This window comes from Micromonospora sp. SL4-19 (genome assembly GCF_047921475.1).
GTDB lineage: Bacteria > Actinomycetota > Actinomycetes > Mycobacteriales > Micromonosporaceae > Micromonospora.
Genome location: NZ_JBLROB010000007.1, coordinates 213,114 through 231,957, shown reverse-complemented (window position 1 = coordinate 231,957; position 18,844 = coordinate 213,114). Strand labels below are relative to the sequence as shown.

The window sequence follows — 18,844 nt, the reverse complement described above, 5'->3', positions numbered from 1 at the left end:
GGCGGGAACGGGTCCCGTACGGGTGAACGCTCGGTTCCGGCCACGTCCTGGCAGGTTGGCACGAGACGCCGGTGCCCCGAGCGTGAAGGTCAACGCTCGGGGCACCGGGCTCAGTGGCGGTGTCTCAGGGCATCATGCGGCGAACTGGAACAGCGCGGTGTGGGCCACCGCTGGTCCCTCCCCGAGTTCGACCCGCAGCTTCTGGCAGGTGCCGGCGTACGTCTTCGGCGTCTTCCAGTTGACCTGGTAGTACCCGTTGCCCAGGTTCTGCAGCCCGGAGGCGTCGCTGGCGTACTCCTCGATCGCGGCGAGGGTCCTGGCCGTGGCACAGTCGGCCGTTACGACGCTCAGCGGCGCCGCCGCCAGGTTCGTCACCGGGGCGCCGGTGGCGTCTGTGAGCCGCCACTTGATCGGGATCGCCTGCCCGGCCTTCGCCTTGTTGAACCCGTCGCCATTCTTCACGGGCGCGCTGAACCCGTCGAAGACGTACGCGGTGGTGTAGCCGACCGATACCGGCGCGGCGAGGTTGCCGGCCTTGTCCACGGCTCCCGCGCAGGTCACCGTGTAGACGCCGACCCCAGCGGCGGTGCCACCGGTGACGGTCAGCGTCGCCTCGGTCGCCACCCCGGATCCCTCGTCCACCGTCCGGCAGCCCGCGGTGGGCACCGCCTTCAGGTGGTAGACGCCGCCGTCGGCGACGCCGGTGACACTCACCTGCGGGGGCACCGCGTCCGGCCCGTGCCAGTCCACGGTCAGCGTCCGCTCAGTGCCCTCGGCCACGGCTCGGCCGACGTGGTCCTGCACCAGCTCGTCGACGACGACCGTTACCTTGCCGGAGCGCTTCTCCCCGGCGAACCGGAACGTTGTCGCCAGCGGCGCGTTCTCCAGCGGGTGCCCGACCGGCGCCCGCCGGGAGACGGCCGTCCACCGCCCACCGACCGGGTCGCCGTCCGGTGTCGTCACTGTCAGGCCGTCCAGCACCTGGTTCGCCCGCATCGGCTGGGTGAACGTGACAGTCAGCCCGTCCTGGTCGGCCTCGACCTTGTCCACCTCGGCGAGGTCGGCGCGGACGAGGTTGACGTTGACGTCGGTGTGTGGCGGCAGCACCCTCAGCACCCGAGACTCGGTCGGCAGGTAGCCGTCCTCGGTGTAGACGACCTTCCACCAGCCCTCGGGCACGTCCCAGCCGTACCGACCGTCGGTGGTGGTGCTTTGCGGGTTGGTCTGGTCGAACTCCTCGGCCCGCCACACCGACCAGGGGCCGGCCGACGAGGGTGCCTGCAGCAGGGTCGCGGTCACCCCCTCGACACGCCGGTCCTCCAGCCCCTCGTAGGCGAAGCCCGACGGGTCGTGGGTCCAGGTGATGTCGGTGAGACGGTTGATGGGTGCACTCACGTCGGTCTCGCGGGGGCATTGCGGATCCTGCGCGATCTCACGGCGAAGATGGTCGATCCCCTCGCCGAGGTCGTACTCGATGAGCTTTCCCATCACCCACGGCGCGGCCCACATCGCGAAGGCCGACAGCCCGAACGTCGCCGGAGTGAGAAACAGCCCCGCGAACCATGTGACGTCGGAGAACACGTCGTACATGAGCGCCTGCCGGGCGAGGATCTGCGCCCGGTCGCGGTAGATGTTCGCCAGCTCGGCATCGTGGCACTGGGCGGCCATGTCGAACAGCTGCTCGATGGACCTGTACTTCCCCCCGCTCTCGGCAAAGCCGTACATCTGATCGGCGTTGGTGACGTTGACGAACAGCATCTCGAACCCGAACCGGGCGGCGCCGTCGATGAACCCCAGGGTGGCGAGCGTCTTCGTCAGCGCGGTCGGCTCGGCCTCCCGCAGTGACGTGAGGTCCACGATTGCCGCCATCGACGCGTTCCAGCTGTGCCGTTTCGAGATCACGTCAGGTGATTCGCCGACGAGCAGGGCCTCGAAGGCCCGCACCCCTGCCGCGCCGGCCCGCCGCGCGGCGGCGTCGCTCGGCTCGTACCGCTGGAGCCTGGTCACCGTCATCGTGACCGTGGCCCGGGCGTTCGGCCCGAGCCTCGGGGTCGGAGCGGTGAACGACTGCGTCACCGTGGACCCGTTGACGACCGGCTCGGAGAGTGTGACGTTGTCGGAGTCGAACAGCGTCTCCGGCGTGTCCGGCCGCGGCGGTACGGGCAGCACCGGCCGACTGATCACCGGCTCGAAGTCGATGAAGACATCCCCGAGCTGGGTGAGAGTCGGGTTCAGCACCGCTCGGTACGTGTGCCGTTCACCAGGGACCACCGCCAGCGCACCACTGATCCTGCCGACCCGTGCCGACGCGTTGCTCACCTCGCCGGTGAACCGCGCCGTCACGGTGACGGGCTGCCCCGACGCATAGGTGTACGGGAACCGGGCCACCCCTTCGGCTGGTCGGAAGGTGATCACCCGGCCACCGGTCTGCTGGATCGTCACCGACTCGATCACCGCGGCGTGCGGGTCCACCACCACGTCGACCGACTGCGACACCAGGAGACGGTCGGGCGTCGACACCTCCGCACGCAGGACGTGCCGGCTGACCTCGTCCCCGGCGACACCGAGGTCGAGGCGCGCGCGCCACAGGCCGCCGGAGGTGGCAGTGGTCCGGGTGACCTCCTGCCCGCCGTCGCGGACGACGACCTCCGCGCCCGCCGGAGCCCGGCCCGACACCGGCACCTGGCCGTCCGGGCTGGCGCCAGAGGTGGCGATGCTGACGTAGCCGGAGAACGCGAGGACGGAGCCCAGTGTCTCCGTGCCGCTGCGCCCGGTCACCGAGACCGGGAAGGCCAGACCAGCGCCACCCGACTGCGGCGTACGGGCGAAGATCCGCACCGTCCGGGATTCGGCGGCGGCCAACGGCACGACCAGCGTCCGGCCGTCCTCGACGGTGAAGTCGGTGAGCGCGTCGTCGCGGAGCACCTGCTCCACGGTCACCCCGTCCGGTAGGCCGACCCGGACCGTGCCGTGGTCGGTCGCGTCCGCGTAGACGATCTGGGCGCGCAGCTCCGCCAGGCCGCCGGGAACGACCTCCTCGTCGACGATGACCAGTCCAGACCGTGCGTCGAGGAGTCTGCTGCCCGACGACAGGCGCAGCTCGCCAAGGTCGGTGATCCGGCCGGCGACCGCCTGCACCTGTCGCTGGAGCCGGCGTTCGCCCCCGACGTTCACCGTCAGCGTGTACGTGCCGGCGGCCGGGGCGCTCACCGACAGGTCGGAACCCGCGGCCTGGGTCGCGAAGGCTACCGGGCCGGCCAGCGAAACCTGGTACCGGCCGGTGAACGGGGTGCCGTTCGGCTCGAGAATCCGGGCGGTGAACCGGGCCTGCTCCTCCAGGGTGACGTTCAGCGGGATCTCGTCCGTGCCTGAGGTAAGGGCCTCCGCGCACCCGGTCGGCAGGCCGGATCGGATGCCGTCGGCGCAGAACCGGACCGGGGTGTTGGGCGGCGCCGACACGGTCATGTGCTCGACCGCGGGGAGGCTTCTCGTGCCCCACGTCAGCTTGGCCCGGAACAGGTCCGCGGTGTTCCAGTCGAGTTCCTGTCGGACCGGCTCCGCGTCGAGCAGCTTCACGGTCAGCGACGGAGCGAAGGCGAAGCCGTCCGGTGTCGGCACCACGATGTGTACCGGTGCCGGCGGCTCGGAACCGACCATCACCTCGGCCTCCTGGACGCTGACCCCCGCCGTCCGCACCTGGGTGGCCGTCCCGATGCCGCCGAGCACCTCCACGCTCCAGGTGCCATCGGCCCCGGACTTCGTGGCGTACGAGAGCCCGGTTCCGTGCAGCGCCTGGCTGACCTGGAGCTGCACGTACGGCACTGGCCTGCCGTCGGGCGTCTTCGTCGTGCCGGTAAGGCGCGCCTTGGGCAGTGCGGTCGCGACAAGCTGGAACTCGTTGTCCCCTGCCGTCAGGGTGAGCTCCCGCGACGGCCGCTCGCCAAGCCCTTGGGCCGCGAGGACGTCGGCCGGCAGGTCGGCGGTGGCCGTCACCCGGCTGGCCGCGTCGAGGCCGGTGAAGATCGCCCGGCCCCGACTGTCGGTGGTCCCGGCGCGCGGGCCGGACGGAGTGTCCAGCGTGATCCGGGTACCGGTCATCGGGAATCCATCGGCACGCTTCGCGAACACCGTCGCCGTCGCCGGCACGCTCGGCCCGAGCGGCAGGTCGATCACCTGCCCCGAGCCGACCTCCACGTCGCGCCGGGGCGTGCCGGCCAGACCGTCGGTGCGGGTGGTGGTGATCTGGTGGTCGGCGGCGGGCGCGACGGGGATCTCGGTGAGCCCGTTCCTGTCCAGCACCCGCAGTGTCCCGCTGTGCGTGGCGTCGCTCCACACCTGCAGCCGGACGCCCGCCGGCTCGCCGCCGGTCGCCTTGACGTCCGCTCGCAGAAGGCCGCCGACCTGGGCCGGTAGCCCGCTCGCCGGCCGGTCGAGGGTGTTGCCGACGCCGTCGCCGAGGTGCAGCACGGCGGAGGTCACCGCCAGCACGCCGGTGGCCACCGGCCAGGAACCGGTGTACGTGCCGGGCTCCTGCTCCTGCAGCTCGATGCGGATCCGTTCGGCGGGGTTGTCCGCCGTCCGGACGGTCAGGTCGGCGGAGGCGGCGAAGCCCGCCGCGCCGACGAGGGCGAAGGCCGCCGCGCGCCCCGGGGCGAGGTACGCCGTCCCGGTGACCCGCGGCCAGTTCCACGCCGCCTCGCTGACCGACATCGCCGCCGTACGTACGGTGGCGTCCTTGGTGAGGGGGAACTCCTCGGCGCCGCGCAGCAGCGCGACCGCGTAGCGGTAGGAGGTGTCGGCGGCCACGGCGTTGTCCACGTACGTGTTCGCGTCGGCCGCCAGGTCGGCGAGCTTGACGCCGTCACGCAGGACCCGGTAGCCGGTCACACCGGTCGCGTTGGACCGCTCCCACTGCAGACGGACCCGGGCGCCCGGCCCGGCGAGCGCGGAAAGCGGTGCGTCGCCCGGCGGCAGGTCGTCGCGCAGCGTCACGCTGACGGCCAGTGGGGCCGAGGCGCGTCCCGCGGCGTCCTTGGCCACGACTGCGATCTGCACGGTCGCACCCGCAGCGAGATCCGACAGGACCGCCTGGGTGGTGGGCGCGTCCACCGTGGTCGCCGCCGCGCCGTCGGCGCTGACCTCGTACGCCGTCACGGTGCCCGACGCCGCCGGCCACTTGACCGTCACGGTCGTCGTACCGGGCTCGGCAGTGAGCGTGGCCCCTTCGGGCCAGGTCGGCGCCGGCAGGTCGGCGGGCACCGAGCGGTAGAGGTGCGACGGCTGCGGCGCTTCCGTACGTGGTGCCACGAACGCTGTGCTCGCTGAGAGGAAGCCGAGCACGCTGCCGTCGCCGCTGACCGCCGGGGCGTACGCGGCGTCGGGGTAGCGCGCTTCGGCGGACAGCGGTTCGGCGATCCGGCCGTCCAGGCCGGGGCTGGCCAACCGCGCCGCCTGTCCCGCCCGGACTGGCTGGGCCCACAGCGCACCCGCGCGGACGAAGGCGACGGTGCCGCCGTCGGCGCTCAGCCGGGCGTCCGTGGGCGGATCTGCGGGGCCGAACTCGACGTCGCCGGAGACGTACGGCACCGGATTGGCCGGGGTCAGCGTGACGTCGGCCGGTGGACCGGCCGCCAGGTCGGCCACGACGACGCCGGCACCGGCTTTGCCGAACGCGGTACGCCGCCCGGTGTGGTCCAGGTTCGGCACCCAGGCCGCCTGCTGGGCGCCGGTCAGTTCCCGGTCGCCGGTCATCCGGTCCCCGGTGGCCGCCTTGAACCGCAGCATGACCGGCGTGGAGTCCCGGTAGGCGTTGACCGCCAGCACCGCCCCGTCCCCGGAGAGGGCGAACCCGCGCACCTCCGGCTCGGCGTCGGCGGGGTTTCGGCCCGGGGCCACCAGGTCTTCCGGACCGACGATCCGTACGGCCGGTGCGGTATCGGCCGCCAGAGTCGCCACCAGCACCCCCTCGGGGCTGGTGACCCCGGCGTACTTCGGCAGCGGCAACGCGACCTCGGCCGCCAGCCGCCTGCCGTCCTCGCTGAGCGCGATCCCGGTGAGCGCATGCCGGGAGGCCGGTACGCCCAGGTCCGGAACCGGCACCCAGGTCGTCGCCCTGGTCAGCCGGTCGCGGACGAAGATCGCCGAACTGATGTTCGGGTCAACGTCGACAGGGAGGTGCAGTTCGGCCGCGTCGTTGCCGGTGGCGAGGAAGGCCACCGTACGGCCGTTGCCGCTGACCGCGACCGCCGCCACCCGTGGTACCGGCTGGCCCTCCAGGTCGAGGCCGACGGTCTCCTTCGCGCCGGTCTGGAAGTTGGTCGCCACGAGGAGCGGAGAGTCGTCGCCGTGCGGGGACAGGTGCACCGCCGTGGTGCCGTCGGCCGACAGCGCCAGCAGCGCGTCGGTGAACTCGACGTCGGGCACCTCCGTGACGCTGTCGACCCGGTAGACGCGCGGCAGCGGAGCAGCGGCATCGGCGGCGAACGCTACCGGCACGCCGGCGGCCTGGGCGGCAAGGGTGACGGTCAGCGTCGCGCCGGCGACGCGGCGCAACACAGGTGGCGGGCGGAAACGAGTACGCATGGTCGCTCCTTGAGGTGCTTCGGGGTCGCGCTGACCGTGCCGAACTCGATTAGGGAATGGCTTGGCGCCGGCTTGCGGTCCACACCGGGCGGGAGGGGGACCTCGACGCGGTCCGACTGCCTGCCGGCAGCTCCGCGCTCACCCGCTGACCCGCTCACCGCGTCGGCCACGGGTCCTGACGACGAATCCCGGCCCGCTGCGTCGCTGAGCCGACCGCAGGTCCTAGTAGCGTCCAAGTCGCCGATGGCACCGTTCCGTGATGGCACAGTATGAGGTCCCCACCCCGAGCACACTGCTGCTGCGCATGGTAGGACCGGAGCGGGCTGCCGCCGCGCTGCGGATGTTGGATGAGTGCCTGCCTGCGGCAGTAGCGCCCACAGCGGGCGACTTCCGCGTTGCCACCCTCTCCGACGTCTCCAGCGACACCTCGATGGCACCGCTTGCCGCGTGCGTCGTCCATCACCAGCTGATCGAGCCGGCGGCATGGATCGCCCGGTTTGCGGTTTCGCTACCGTTCCGCCGGCGCGGACTGGGTCGGCGGCTGCTCGCCGAGCTCTCAAGGGCCCTGCAGGCAGAGGGGGCACAGCGCCTGTGGATACGGGCCAGCGACAAGCACCCGGCGGTGCACGCGCTCCTCGCTGGCACCGGGTTTGTGGTCTGTACGGCAGACCCGATCGGCGAGTTCCCAGCGGGCCTCCGCGCCAGCGAGGATGACCCCGAGGCCGCGTGGTGGGTGCGCGAGCTCTGAGAGGGGAGGCGGGATGGGCGTGCCTGAGCTTGCCGCACCCCGGGCGGCGGAGCTGGACTTCCGCGTCCTCGGCCCGCTGACGGTCACCGGCCCTGACGGTGCGGAGCTGCACCTCGGCACTCGCAAGCAACGCGCCGTGCTGGCGTTGCTGACGCTGGAGGCGGGACGGGTCGTATCGCTGGATGGCATCATCGCGGGTCTGTGGTCGGATGAGGCGCCGTCGAGCGCCACCGGCACGCTGCAGGCGTACATCTCGCAGCTGCGGCGCGTCCTCGAGCCACACCGTTCACCGCGGACCGCGCCCACCGTGCTGCTCACCCGGGAACCGGGCTATCTGCTCGCGGTGCGGCCGGACCAGGTGGACGCCGTAAGGTTCGAGACGCAGGTCGAGGCCGGCCGAGCCGCGCTTGCTGCGGACCTGCCGGCGGAGGCGGAACGGCTGCTCACCATCGCGTTGGAACAGTGGCGCGGCGAGCCGCTGCTCGAGTTCGCGGACGAGGCTTTTGCGATGCCGGTGATCACCCGGCTGACCGCGCTGCGCCGGGATGCCACCGAGGACCTCATCGAAGCCCAACTCGGCCTGGCCCGCAATGCGCAGGCAGCCGCACAGGCCCGGGTGGTGCTGCGGCAGGACCCGTTCCGAGAGCGGTCGTGGGCCCAGCTCATGTTGGCGCTGTACCGGGACGGCCGGCAGGCCGAGGCACTCGAGGCGTTCCGTGAGGCACGCGCGATCCTGGATGAGCAGCTGGGCCTGCCGCCGGGCCCACAGCTACAGGCGCTCGAGCGGGCGATCCTGCGTCAGGATGCCGAGCTGGCGCCTACCCCTCGCCCGGCCGCGCCCTCAACGGTCCCCGCCCCACCCTCCGTGCTGGACGCCCAGTCGGCTCCGGACCCCAGAGACGCCGGGGCGCAGCCGGCTGACGACCTGGGCGGTATGCGTGCGGTTGGCCCGGCGGCGACGGCGAAGATGGTGGGCCGCGGTCCGCAGCTCGAGTTGATCGGCGACCGCCTCACGGCGGCGACCCGGGGCCGCGGCGGACTGCTCTTCGTCGCCGGCGGAGCCGGAGTCGGCAAGACCTTTCTCACCGAACGCGTGGTCGAGCGAGCAACGGCGGTGGGGATGGTGGTCGCCTGGAGTCGTTGTGTGGAGGGGAGCAACACCCCCGCATTCTGGCCATGGATCCAGCTGTTGCACGCGGTGCCGCCGAGCCCCGATTCGGAGCGCCTTCTCGCCGCGCTGACCGGGGTCGCGGAGTCGCGGCAGCCGGCGGGGGATCCGGACGCGGCACGGTTTCACCTCTATGAGGCCGTGGCTGGGCTGCTGCGCACGGTAGCGCAGCGGCAGCCCGTGCTGCTGGTCGTCGACGACGTGCACAGCGCGGACGCCGCCTCGCTGCGGCTGCTGACCCATCTCGGCGGCACCCTGAGTCGGCTGCCGATTCTGGTCCTCGCCACCATGCGGGCAGAGCCGGGCGACCATGCCCAGCCGTTGCGCGAGACGCTCGGAGCCCTGGCGAACGAGCGGGGCGTGGAGCGGGTGACGCTGCAGCCGTTCTCGGCAACCGACGTGCGCGACTACCTGCGAGTGGGTGGGGCGGAGCCCGACCCCGTCGTCGTCGCCGCGCTGCACGAGCGGACCGGCGGAAACCCGTTCTATCTCAGGGAGCTGCTGCGACTGCTGGCCAGCGAGCACCCCGGTGGCTGGAGTAGCCGGGAGGCGGTCGCGGAGTCCACGGTGCCCGAGAGCGTGCGCGACGTCATCGGGCGGCGGATCGCCCGGATGCCCGAAGAAACCCAGGCCCTCCTGCGCGCTGCCGCCGTCATCGGACGCGACGTCGACACGGTGCTGCTGGAGAGCGCCGCGGCTCTGGACTACGAACGGGTGCTCAGCCTGCTCGAACCGGCCGTCGCGAGCGGCCTGCTGGTCGAGTCGCCCGACGGCTGGAACTACCGGTTCGCCCACTCCCTGGTCCGCGACGCCCTCTACGCGGAACTGAGCCGCTTGCAGCGGGCGCGCGTCCATCGGCGTATCGGCGAGGCGCTCGAGAGCCTGCACCGGGCCGGTGATCCGGTCACGACCGGGCTACTCGCCCACCACTTCGCCGCCGCCGCCCGGATCGGGGCCGCGGCGAAGGCGGTCAGCTACGCGCGGCGCGCCGCCGAGCTGGCCGAGGCTCAGCTCGCCTACGACGAGGCGGTGGAGTTCCTCACCATCGCCCTGTCCGCGCTCGACCCCACGACCGCGGACGCGGCAAAGCGTCGCTGCGAGCTGATGGTGCAGCTGGGTAAGGCCAGACGGCTCGCCGGCGATGTCGTGAGCGCACGCGCCGCGCTGGACGAGGCGGTCGCGCTCGGCGCCCGGCTCGGCGACGACTCGTTGGTGATCGACGCGGCTACCGTCTTCGGCGGCGTGACGCTCTGGAACTGGCGGCCCTACGGGCAGGTGGACGAGCGCATGGTGGCGATCCTGGAGGACCAGGTCGGCCGACTCGACCCGGCCGACCACCTACGTCGTGCCATGCTGCTCGGCACGCTCGGCGTGGAGCTGTTCTACGGCGAACGACGCAACGAGGGGGAACGGTTCGCCGAGGAGGCGGTCGAGCTCGCTAACCGGTACGGTGACGCGGAACTACGGGCGCGTACCCTCAACAACTACCTGGTAGCCGCCGCCTGGATCCCGGACCGCCACGACCAACGGCTGGCCGCGGTGAACGAGATGCTTGCCCTTGGTCCCCTGCCTTGGCGGGTGGAGATCGTGGCCCGGCTGCACCGCATGATCCTGTTGATGTCCCGGGGCGACCTCGGCGCGTACGACATCGACCTGGCGCGGTGCCAGCACCTGTTGACGGAGATCCGCGTGCCCGAGCTGGCTGCCTACGTCAGCTACGCCACCGCGGGGCGGGCCATCCTCGATGGGCGTTGGGCCGGGGCCGAGCGGTTGGTCGAGGACGCCTTCACCGAGCAGCAGCGGACGAACATCTGGGGCGGGCAATGGATGAGACTCGTGCTGCTCTACACCGGCCGCCGCTGGCAGGGCCGGCCCGGCGAGCTGCTCGATGAACTGGTCATCCGGGCCGACGAGCCGGAGCTGGAACTGCTGCGCCCCACCGCGGTCCTGGCGGCCTGCGAATCGGGCGACGAGGCGCTCGCCGGGAAGCTGCTGGACACATGGGGCTGGACGATCCGCCGCGACTGGTCATGGGACATCGTGACGTACCAATGGGCTCTGATCGCCGCTCGGCTCGGCGCACCGGACCCGGCTCGCCTCTACGAGATCCTCTCCCCGTTCGCCGACCGGTTCGTCGGCGTCGGCTCCGGCGGCGCCACGTGGGGCTCGAACCACTACGCGCTCGCCGAGCTCGCGCACCGGCTAAACCGACCCGAGCAGGCAGGTGCGCACGCGCGCGCCGCGCTCGCCGCACATCGGCGGCTGGGCGTGGCACACCTCATCGAGGCGAGCCTCGACCAAGCGGCGCGAATCGCTGCCTGATCGCGGCCGCATCGGCCAGGCCACGTCCGGATCCCGTGGGCCGCCGGGTCGCTTGGACCCCACTTGAACGCCGGTCCATGCGGGGGCCAAATCCGCCCCAAGCACCGGCTGACACCGTCAGGTCATCCGGCGCCCAGCCCATGGGCGCCCTGCCCATGAGGAGCCAACGGTGCGTACGTTAGTCGACACCGTCGCCTTGGCCGGGCGGGTCCGTGGACCCGTGCTGCGGACCGGCGACGACGGTTTCACCGCTGAGATCGCCGGGTTCGACCTGGCCATCGTCCACCGACCGGACGTCGTGGTGGGAGCCACGAACGCCGGCGACGTGGCCGCGGCGGTCAGCTGGGCCGTTGAGCAGGGCCTGGCGGTCGCCGTCCAGTCGACCGGTCACGGCCAGCTGACGGCCATTGACGGCGGTATGTTGATCACCACGCGGCGACTTGACGAGGTTCGGATCGACCCGGTCGCCCGGCGGGCCAGAGTGGGTGCCGGCGTACGGTGGCAGCGCGTGATCGACGCGGCAGCCGAGCACGGCCTGGCCCCGCTCAACGGGTCATCCTCCGGGGTGGGCGTGGTCGGTTACACCCTCGGCGGCGGTGTCCCTGTCCTGGCCCGTGGCTACGGCTTCGCCGCCGACCACGTCCGGTCGATCGAGCTGGTGACCGCGGATGGAGTCGTTCGGACGGCCGACGCGGACAACGAGCCGGACCTGTTCTGGGCACTGCGTGGAGCGGGCCGGATCGGCTTCGGCGTCGTGACCGCGATCGAGTTCGATCTGGTTCCGGTGCGCAGCCTGTACGGCGGCGGCATCTTCTACCCGGCGAGCGCCACGGCGGACGTGCTGCACGCGTTCCGGACCTGGGCCCCGGCGCTGTCCGAGCAGACGACGACGTCCATCGCCCTGCTCCGCCTGCCCGACCTTCCGCAACTGCCCGCGCCGCTACGCGGGCGGTTCGTGGTCCATCTGCGGATAGCGCACCTGGGCAGCGTCGAGGAGGGTGAGCGCATGCTGGCTCCGATGCGAGCGGCGGCACCGGCGCTGATCGACGCCGTGGCAGAGATGCCCTACACCGCCGTCGATGCCATCCACTCCGACCCCACCGATCCGATGCCAATGCACCCGGCCGGCATCGTGTTGCGGCATCTGCCCGCCGAGGCGGTGGACGCGCTGATCGCGGTGGCCGGACCGCACGTGGAGGTGCCGCTCGCGATGGTGGAGCTGCGGCTCCTCGGCGGCGCCCTGGCGCGGCCAGCGGCGGTGCCCAACGCCGTGAGCGGCCGCGGTGGGGCCTTCTCGCTGCTGGGAATCGGACCGCTGCTGCCCGGTCTCGAGCAGGTCGTGCCGGCCGTCGTGCGCAGCGTCCTCGACGCCCTCGAGCCGTTCGCCGCGCCCGATGTCGCCCTGGCCAACTTCCAGGGATCCTTGGAGGCCACCGCCGGGCCTTACGGTCTCTGGTCCGGGGCGGACGCCGAACGGCTCAGCGAGATCAAGGAGAGGTACGACCCGGCCGGGATGTTCGGAGCGGGGCAACGAAGCGGCGTGCATTCGCTGCCGTCGGGTGCGGCTGTGTGAGGCCGGCGGCGGCACCCACTCTGACCTGCGAAGATGGAGGGCCGCAGGTCGGGGTGGGTGCCGTTCGGTTCACATCGGTGGCGCTGGCGCCTCGGGTGGCTTGCCCCGCGCCCGTCGCGCGTCGGCGAGCGCAACCCCGGTCAGCACGAGTCCGGCCGCGGCCAGCGCGCCTAACGGCGGTGCCCAGAGCAGTGCGGGCACGAGCACGAGCAGCAGCCCGATGGCGACCAGGCGGGACGGGGAGACCCGGTTGAACACCTCGCGTTCGAACCGGGAGCGGCCCACCATGTAGAGCGCCGGTCCGCCGAGGATCACCGCGAGCCAGGTAACCGGAGTGTGCCCGGTGGGATGAGCGATCACCAGTTCGAAGCCGATCGCGCTGATGATCACACCGGATGTTATGAACAGGTGTGAATCGGCCGCGGACGAGCCGATGCGGGCCGGCCGACGGCTCTGCCGGACCGCCTCAGCGAGGATCTGGCCGGCCCGGTAGAAGTAGATCCGCCAAATCAGTACCGACACCACGATGGTGACCGCGAAGGCGACTGCCGACGCCCGACTCCGCTCACCGTTTGCATAGGTCAAGCCGGTGACCAGGACCGCCTCGCCCAGGGCCACGAGGAAGAACTGCTGGTAGCGCTCGGCCAGGTGCTCACCCGCGATGGACCACTTGCCGGGGACCGAACGCCCAAGGCCGGGAACCGGCCAGCCGGACCGGTAGGCCACATACTCGATACCCAGGGCCGGCAGCCAGAAGATCAACCGGGTTCCCGCCCACGCGAAGAAAACGCCAAGGATCCACAAGCTCGCCATCGCCAAGTGCGTGATCAGCATTCTCAGCTCGAGCCGCTGCCGCTCGTGGCCCCGAAGCGCGATCGCGAGCAGCAGTGGTCTGCTGAGCTGGGCGATCAGGTAACCGGCCACGAACGAATCCGCATTGGTGCTGAAAGCGCGGGGCGCCGCCACCCCCATCACCATGCTGGCCACCAGCGTCACCAGCACGATGAGCTGCACGACCGGCTGGTAGGGATCGTAGCGGCTGGTGGTCCACGCGGTCGACTGCCAGACCGCCCAGAGGACGAGCAGCAGGAACGCGGTCTTGGCGGCGCCAGCGAAGACCGCCTCGGGCTGGTGTATGGCGGCCCTGCCGGTAAGGTCCTCCACCGCCCGGTCCACCACCCGCGTCAGCGCGAAGACGAACACCAGATCGAAGAACAGTTCCAGGAACGACGCCCGTCGTGTCGCCTCGCCCTTGTGCAGCAGGCTGCTCGGATCTTCCGGCCACATGGTCCACCCGTCCGCGGTGTACGCCGCTCATGCAGTCTTAGCGCACCTGTTGGAAGGGCGCGGCCACAACCGGCAAATGCCCGGCAGCCTGCGCCGTGAACTGGCAGCCGGATCAGTGCCAGTCGCTGATCTGCACATCCCGCGGCGCCGGTGCACCCTCGCCGCTCTCCACCAGGGACTTCAGGCTCATCAGGAACGATCCCCACTTGGTGCTGCAGTGGTGCATGAACTCCACCGGCTCCTTCCAGCCCTGGTGCTTGAACAGCACGATCGTGTAGTCGCCGTCCTGGCGGAGGTCCCAGTCGATCGTGGTGCCGATCCACTCCTCGGGGCCGTCGACCACCCGCCACGCCACCCGCTCGGACCGCCGCAGCTCGACGACCTCCATGTCGAAGCCACCGGGCGGAAACCGGAACTCGAGGATGCCGCCGACCTCGCCACTGCCCTTTGTGTCGTCGGTCCACCAGCCGGCGAGGCCCTCGACGGTCGTCAGCGCGTCGTACACCTTCTCCGGCGTCGGGGTCTTGACCCCGACCCGGTGCAGGATGTCCACCATCTCGGCTCTCCTTGATCTCGTCAGTCTCGTTGTCAACCCTGTTGGGTGCGCTGAATCGCCTCGGCGATCCGCTTGATCCGTTGCAGCCGGGCATCCCACGCCGACCCGACCGAGGCCAGCTGGGCCACCGCGCGGGCCAACTGGGCATCGTCCACCCGGTACCGCTTCTCCCGGCCGGCTGGCGTCGCCCGGACCAGGCCGACCCGGTCAAGGACGCCGAGGTGCTTGGCCACCGCCTGACGGGTGACCGGCATCTGCTGACTCAGCGTGGTCGCGGTGCCGTCGCCCTCGATGAGCAACAGGTCGAGCATCCGGCGCCGGGTCGGATCCCCGATCGCCGACCAGAGGTCGTCGTCGACCTTCTCGGCCACCTCGGTGCTCATGGCCGCACCCGCAGCGTCGTGATGTACGGCGCCAGCCGCGGCAGATAGAAGTCCCAGCCGGTGAGGTGCTCCCGGTACTGCTGTTCCAGGGTGGCGACCTCCCAGCCCATCTCACGGAAGCCGGTCTCGGTCATCTTGAGCAACGTCCCACGGCCCGACGGGGTCAGCTCGAAGGTGACCAGCAGCGAATTGCCCTCCGCCGCGACCTCGCCGGCCAGGTGCGTCCACCGGAACGCGAACGTCCACGGCGGTCGCGCGTCGACGACGGTGAACGGCACCACCGCCCCGCCGGCGTCGGGGTCGCCGAAGACGATCTCCCCCGCCGACCCGGGCGTCGGGTCGTACCGGGCGTCGTCCGGCCACCACTGCTTGAGGTGCTCGGGGCTGCTCACCACCTCGAAGACGATCTCGGGCGACGCCTCGACGTAGATCTCGCGCTCGATGGTGCCGAACTCCATGACGCCTCCTGCCTCCTGCAACGTTTGGTTGCGCATGACAGTATCCGCAAAACCAGCCTCGCGCAACCATAAGTTGCGCTTCGCCGAAGGCCCGGGGGCCCGGTGGCTCGCATGGCCGATGCCGGGTCGGGTATGCCAGCGCCCTGACCACGGGTCGGGACCTGAGGCGGCGGGGGTGACCATGGGACGCTACGACGACGAGGTGACCGGGCTGGCAGCGTCGCTGGCCGACCCGGGTGACCTGGACGTCCTGCTGGATCGGATCGGAGACGCCCGGGTGGTGATGCTCGGCGAGGCGACCCACGGCACGCACGAGTTCTACACCTGGCGCGCGGCGATCAGCCGGCGGCTGATCGAGGAGAAGGGCTTCTCGTTCGTCGCCGTGGAGGGCGACTGGCCCGACTGCGACCGGGTGGACCGCAGCGTCCACTGCCAGGCCGGCGCGCCCGGCGACCCACGGAACGCGCTCGCCACCTTCGAGCGCTGGCCGACCTGGATGTGGGCCAACGAGGAGGTCATCGACTTCACCCGCTGGCTGCGTACCCGCAACGCGGGGGTGGACGAGCCGGACCGCGCCGGGTTCCACGGCCTGGACGTGTACTCGCTGTGGGAGTCGCTGCGCGAGATCATCACCTGGCTGCAGGAGCACGACCCGGAGCAGGTGCCGACGGCGCTGGCCGCGTACCGCTGCTTCCAGCCGTACGACGAGGACCCGCAGCAGTACGCGCTGGCGACCCGGTTCGTGCCGAACAACTGCGAGAACGAGGTGGTGGACCTGCTCGTCGGGCTGCGGGAGCGGGCCGTGGCCGGCGACGCGGGTCGCTTCGGGGCCTGGCAGAACGCCGAGATCGTCGCCGGGCCGAGCGCTACTACCGGACGATGGCGCGCGGTGGTCGGGAGTCGTGGAACGTCCGCGACCGGCACATGGACGACACCCTCGACCGGCTGCTGCGGCACTACGGACCGGGATCGAAGGCGGTCGTCTGGGCGCACAACACCCACGTCGGGGACGCCCGCGCCACCGACATGACCGACGCCGGAGAGGTCAACATCGGCCAGCTCGCCCGGGAGCGGTACGGCCCGGACCAGGTCGTGCTGGTCGGCTTCGGCACCCACCACGGCACGGTGGTCGCCGGTGACGCCTGGGGCGCGCCGATGGAGGTGATGCCGGTGCCACCGGGCCGCCGGCACTCCCTGGAGGAGGCCCTGCACGGCGCCGCGCCGGCGCAGACCCTGTTCGTCTTCCCGCGCGACGGCAAGCCCGACGTGCTCACCGACGAGCTCGACCACCGGGCGATCGGAGTCGTCTACCACCCCGAGCGGGAGAGCTTCGGCAACTACGTACCGACGGTGCTCGGCGACCGCTACGACGCCTTCTGCTGGATCGACGAGACCCAGGCGGTCCGGCCGCTGCGCGTGCGGCCCACCAGCCTGGCCGAAGCCGAGACGTATCCGTCCGGCGTCTGACGGCGGCGCTACGGATCATGTCGCGGTTCGTTTGCCGCCGGACGCCTCGGGCAATCGCGCGACAGACCACCATCACCCGGGGAGGAGCAGGTAATGAAGATCCACGACCCGTCCAGCCAGGCGATGCAGAAGGACTACGACGTCACCGACATCGAACGCCTGATGGGCAAGCGGGACTGGAAGGGCTACGACGACGTGATCGGCTGGCTGAAGAAGTCAGGCGACGAGGACCGACGGTTCACACCCGGCGAGGTGCAGCACATGATCGACGACTTCTCCCGGATCCGCGACAAGGGGATGGAGTTCGTGCGTGATCCCGAGAAGCTCTGCGACCAGCTCAAGAAGAGCCGGTAGGGGCGTCGGGTCCCGACCCGCTGCCGACCGCGTCCGGGTCGCGCCGGAGGACTGCCTCCGGCGCCACCCGTATGCGGCTGGCGCGAGCAGAGGTGATGGAGAGCCGAGGGGCGTGATGCAGCGCGACGTCAGGGTAGAGCCGAAGATCACCGGCGGTGAGTCGGTCGGGCTGGCCGACGTGGTGTGGGACAACGCGCGGCGGGACCCGGACGCGGTGCAGTTCCGGCGCCCGGACCCGGACGCCCGGTCGTGGCCGCACCCGTCCGGTGACCCATCCGTGGTGACCTGCCGACAGTTCCGCGACGACGTGCTGGCCGTGGCGCGCGGGCTGGTCGCGGCGGGCGTGGCGCCGGGGAGCCGGGTGGGACTGATGAGCCGCACCCGATACGAGTGGACCCTGGTCGACTACGCGGTGTGGGCGATCGGCGCGGTGACCGTTCCGGTGTACGACACGTCGAGCGCCGAGCAGCTGGCCTGGATCCTCGCCGACTCGGGCGCGGTTGCCTGTGTGGTGGAGACGGCCGACCACGCCGCGCTGCTGCCCGGCGTACGCGGAGGGCTGCCGGAGCTGCGCCAGGTGTGGCAGATCGACTCCGGCGACCTGATCCAGCTGGCTGAGCAGGGCCGGGCCGTGGACGACGAGGCCGTCGAACGCCGGCGTGCCGCGGTGTCGGGCGCGGACCCGGCCACGATCGTCTACACCAGCGGGACCACGGGTCGACCCAAGGGTTGCTTGCTGACGCACCGGAACATTCACCTCGACGCCGGCAACGCAGTCGCCGCGCTACCGGAGCTGTTCAACCAGACGGCGTCGACGGTCCTCTTCCTGCCGCTGGCGCACGCCTTCGCCAGGCTGATCCAGGTGGCGATGGTGCAGACCCGGGCGACGACCGTACACAGCCCCGGCGGGCGCGGCGCGCTGAAGCAGCTGCGCCGGTACCGGCCGACGTTCCTCCTCGCGGTGCCGCGGGTGTTCGAGAAGGCGTACAACGAGGCGCGGCACAAAGCCGCCGACCAGCACCAGGGGTGGCTGTTCGACATCGCGGACCGGGTGGCGGTGCGCTACAGCCAGGCGCTCGACACGCCGTCCGGCCCCGGGAGGGACCTCCGGCTGCTGCGACGTCTCCTCGACCCGCTGGTCTACCGCAAGCTGCGGGCCGCGTTCGGCGGCCGCTGCCGCCTCGCCGTCATCGGCGGGGCTCCCCTCGGTGAACGACTCGGGCACTTCTTCCGTGGCGCCGGCCTCACGACCCTGGAGGGGTACGGGTTGACGGAAACGTCCCCGGCGCTGGCGGTGAACCGGCCCTCGGCGATGCGGATCGGCACCGTCGGCCGGCCGCTGCCCGGCGTGGAGCTGGCGGTCGCCGACGACGGGGAGATCCTCGTCCGCAGCGACGTCGTGTTCAGGGGCTACTGGAACAACCCGGCCGCGACCAGCGAGACGTTCACCGCCGACGGCTGGTTCCGCACCGGCGACGTCGGCAGCCTCGACGACGACGGCTATCTGCGCATCACCGGACGCACAAAGGAGATCATGGTGACCGCGGAGGGAAAGAACATCGCTCCCGCCCCCATCGAAGACCAGGTCCGCGCACACCCGCTGGTCAGCCAGTCCATGCTGGCCGGCAACGGCAAGCCGTACGTCGCCGCCCTGGTCACCATCGACCGGCAGGCGTGGTCCCGGTGGCGCGACGCGCACGGCCATCCACGCGCCTCAGTATCGGAGTTGCGCGAAGATCCCGCCCTGCGCGGCGAGATCCAGACCGCGATCGACGAGGCGAACCGGCATGTCTCCCACGCGGAGGCGATCAAGACCTTCCGGATCCTGCCCGACGACTTCACCGAGGACAACGGTGAGCTCACGCCCACCTTGAAGATCAGACGCGAGGTGGTGGAGCGGCATCGTGCCGCCGACATCGACGCTCTCTACCGCGGCCATTGACCGC

General features: G+C 71.4%; 10 protein-coding genes and 1 pseudogene. 6 read left to right on the top strand and 5 right to left on the bottom strand.

Annotated features, from left to right (window positions below; translation table 11 throughout):
- Nucleotides 1-132 precede the first annotated feature (132 nt).
- Nucleotides 133-6,582: a PxKF domain-containing protein gene (locus ACNAVT_RS13095; protein WP_416295972.1), complete on the bottom strand. Its 6,450-nt coding sequence runs from the start codon at nt 6,580-6,582 to the stop codon at nt 133-135.
- 259 nt (nt 6,583-6,841) lie between these two features.
- Between ACNAVT_RS13095 and ACNAVT_RS13090 the strand changes: the two genes are divergently transcribed.
- From ACNAVT_RS13090 to ACNAVT_RS13080, 3 genes are all read left to right on the top strand, one after another.
- Nucleotides 6,842-7,330, top strand: a complete 489-nt coding sequence (locus ACNAVT_RS13090; RefSeq protein ID WP_416295970.1) for a GNAT family N-acetyltransferase — start codon at nt 6,842-6,844, stop codon at nt 7,328-7,330.
- A 13-nt stretch (nt 7,331-7,343) separates the two neighbouring features.
- On the top strand, nt 7,344-10,820 hold the full coding sequence (locus ACNAVT_RS13085; protein WP_416295969.1) for a BTAD domain-containing putative transcriptional regulator: 3,477 nt from the start codon (nt 7,344-7,346) through the stop codon (nt 10,818-10,820).
- 169 nt (nt 10,821-10,989) lie between these two features.
- The gene (locus ACNAVT_RS13080) at nt 10,990-12,393 is read left to right on the top strand and encodes an FAD-binding oxidoreductase (protein ID WP_416295967.1); all 1,404 of its coding nucleotides are present in this window, start codon (nt 10,990-10,992) and stop codon (nt 12,391-12,393) included.
- Nucleotides 12,394-12,462: 69 nt separating this feature from the next.
- On the opposite strand, the gene ACNAVT_RS13075 is transcribed toward ACNAVT_RS13080, so the two are convergent.
- From ACNAVT_RS13075 to ACNAVT_RS13060, 4 genes are all read right to left on the bottom strand, one after another.
- A complete protein-coding gene (locus tag ACNAVT_RS13075; RefSeq protein WP_416295965.1) occupies nt 12,463-13,680 on the bottom strand; it encodes a low temperature requirement protein A in 1,218 nt (405 codons plus the stop codon).
- A gap of 112 nt (nt 13,681-13,792) precedes the next feature.
- Nucleotides 13,793-14,236 (bottom strand): SRPBCC family protein, encoded by a 444-nt coding sequence (locus ACNAVT_RS13070; RefSeq protein WP_416295963.1) that lies wholly within the window; start codon nt 14,234-14,236, stop codon nt 13,793-13,795.
- 32 nt (nt 14,237-14,268) lie between these two features.
- Nucleotides 14,269-14,619 carry an ArsR/SmtB family transcription factor gene (locus tag ACNAVT_RS13065; RefSeq protein ID WP_416295961.1) on the bottom strand — a complete coding sequence of 117 codons (351 nt, stop codon included), beginning with the start codon at nt 14,617-14,619 and terminating at the stop codon, nt 14,269-14,271.
- Nucleotides 14,616-15,077, bottom strand: a complete 462-nt coding sequence (locus ACNAVT_RS13060; protein WP_416295959.1) for an SRPBCC family protein — start codon at nt 15,075-15,077, stop codon at nt 14,616-14,618. Before ACNAVT_RS13060 ends, ACNAVT_RS13065 begins: the two co-directional genes overlap by 4 nt.
- A 181-nt stretch (nt 15,078-15,258) precedes the next feature.
- On the opposite strand from ACNAVT_RS13060, the pseudogene ACNAVT_RS13055 reads away from it, so the two are divergent.
- The 3 genes and pseudogenes from ACNAVT_RS13055 (at nt 15,259) to ACNAVT_RS13045 (ending at nt 18,840) form a co-directional block, all read left to right on the top strand.
- Nucleotides 15,259-16,544 (top strand): annotated as a pseudogene (locus ACNAVT_RS13055) (erythromycin esterase family protein).
- 93 nt (nt 16,545-16,637) lie between these two features.
- Nucleotides 16,638-16,898 (top strand): hypothetical protein, encoded by a 261-nt coding sequence (locus ACNAVT_RS13050; RefSeq protein WP_416295957.1) that lies wholly within the window; start codon nt 16,638-16,640, stop codon nt 16,896-16,898.
- Nucleotides 16,899-17,013: 115 nt separating this feature from the next.
- Nucleotides 17,014-18,840, top strand: coding sequence for an AMP-dependent synthetase/ligase (locus ACNAVT_RS13045; protein WP_416296037.1), 1,827 nt, complete (start codon nt 17,014-17,016; stop codon nt 18,838-18,840).
- Nucleotides 18,841-18,844: the final 4 nt, after the last annotated feature.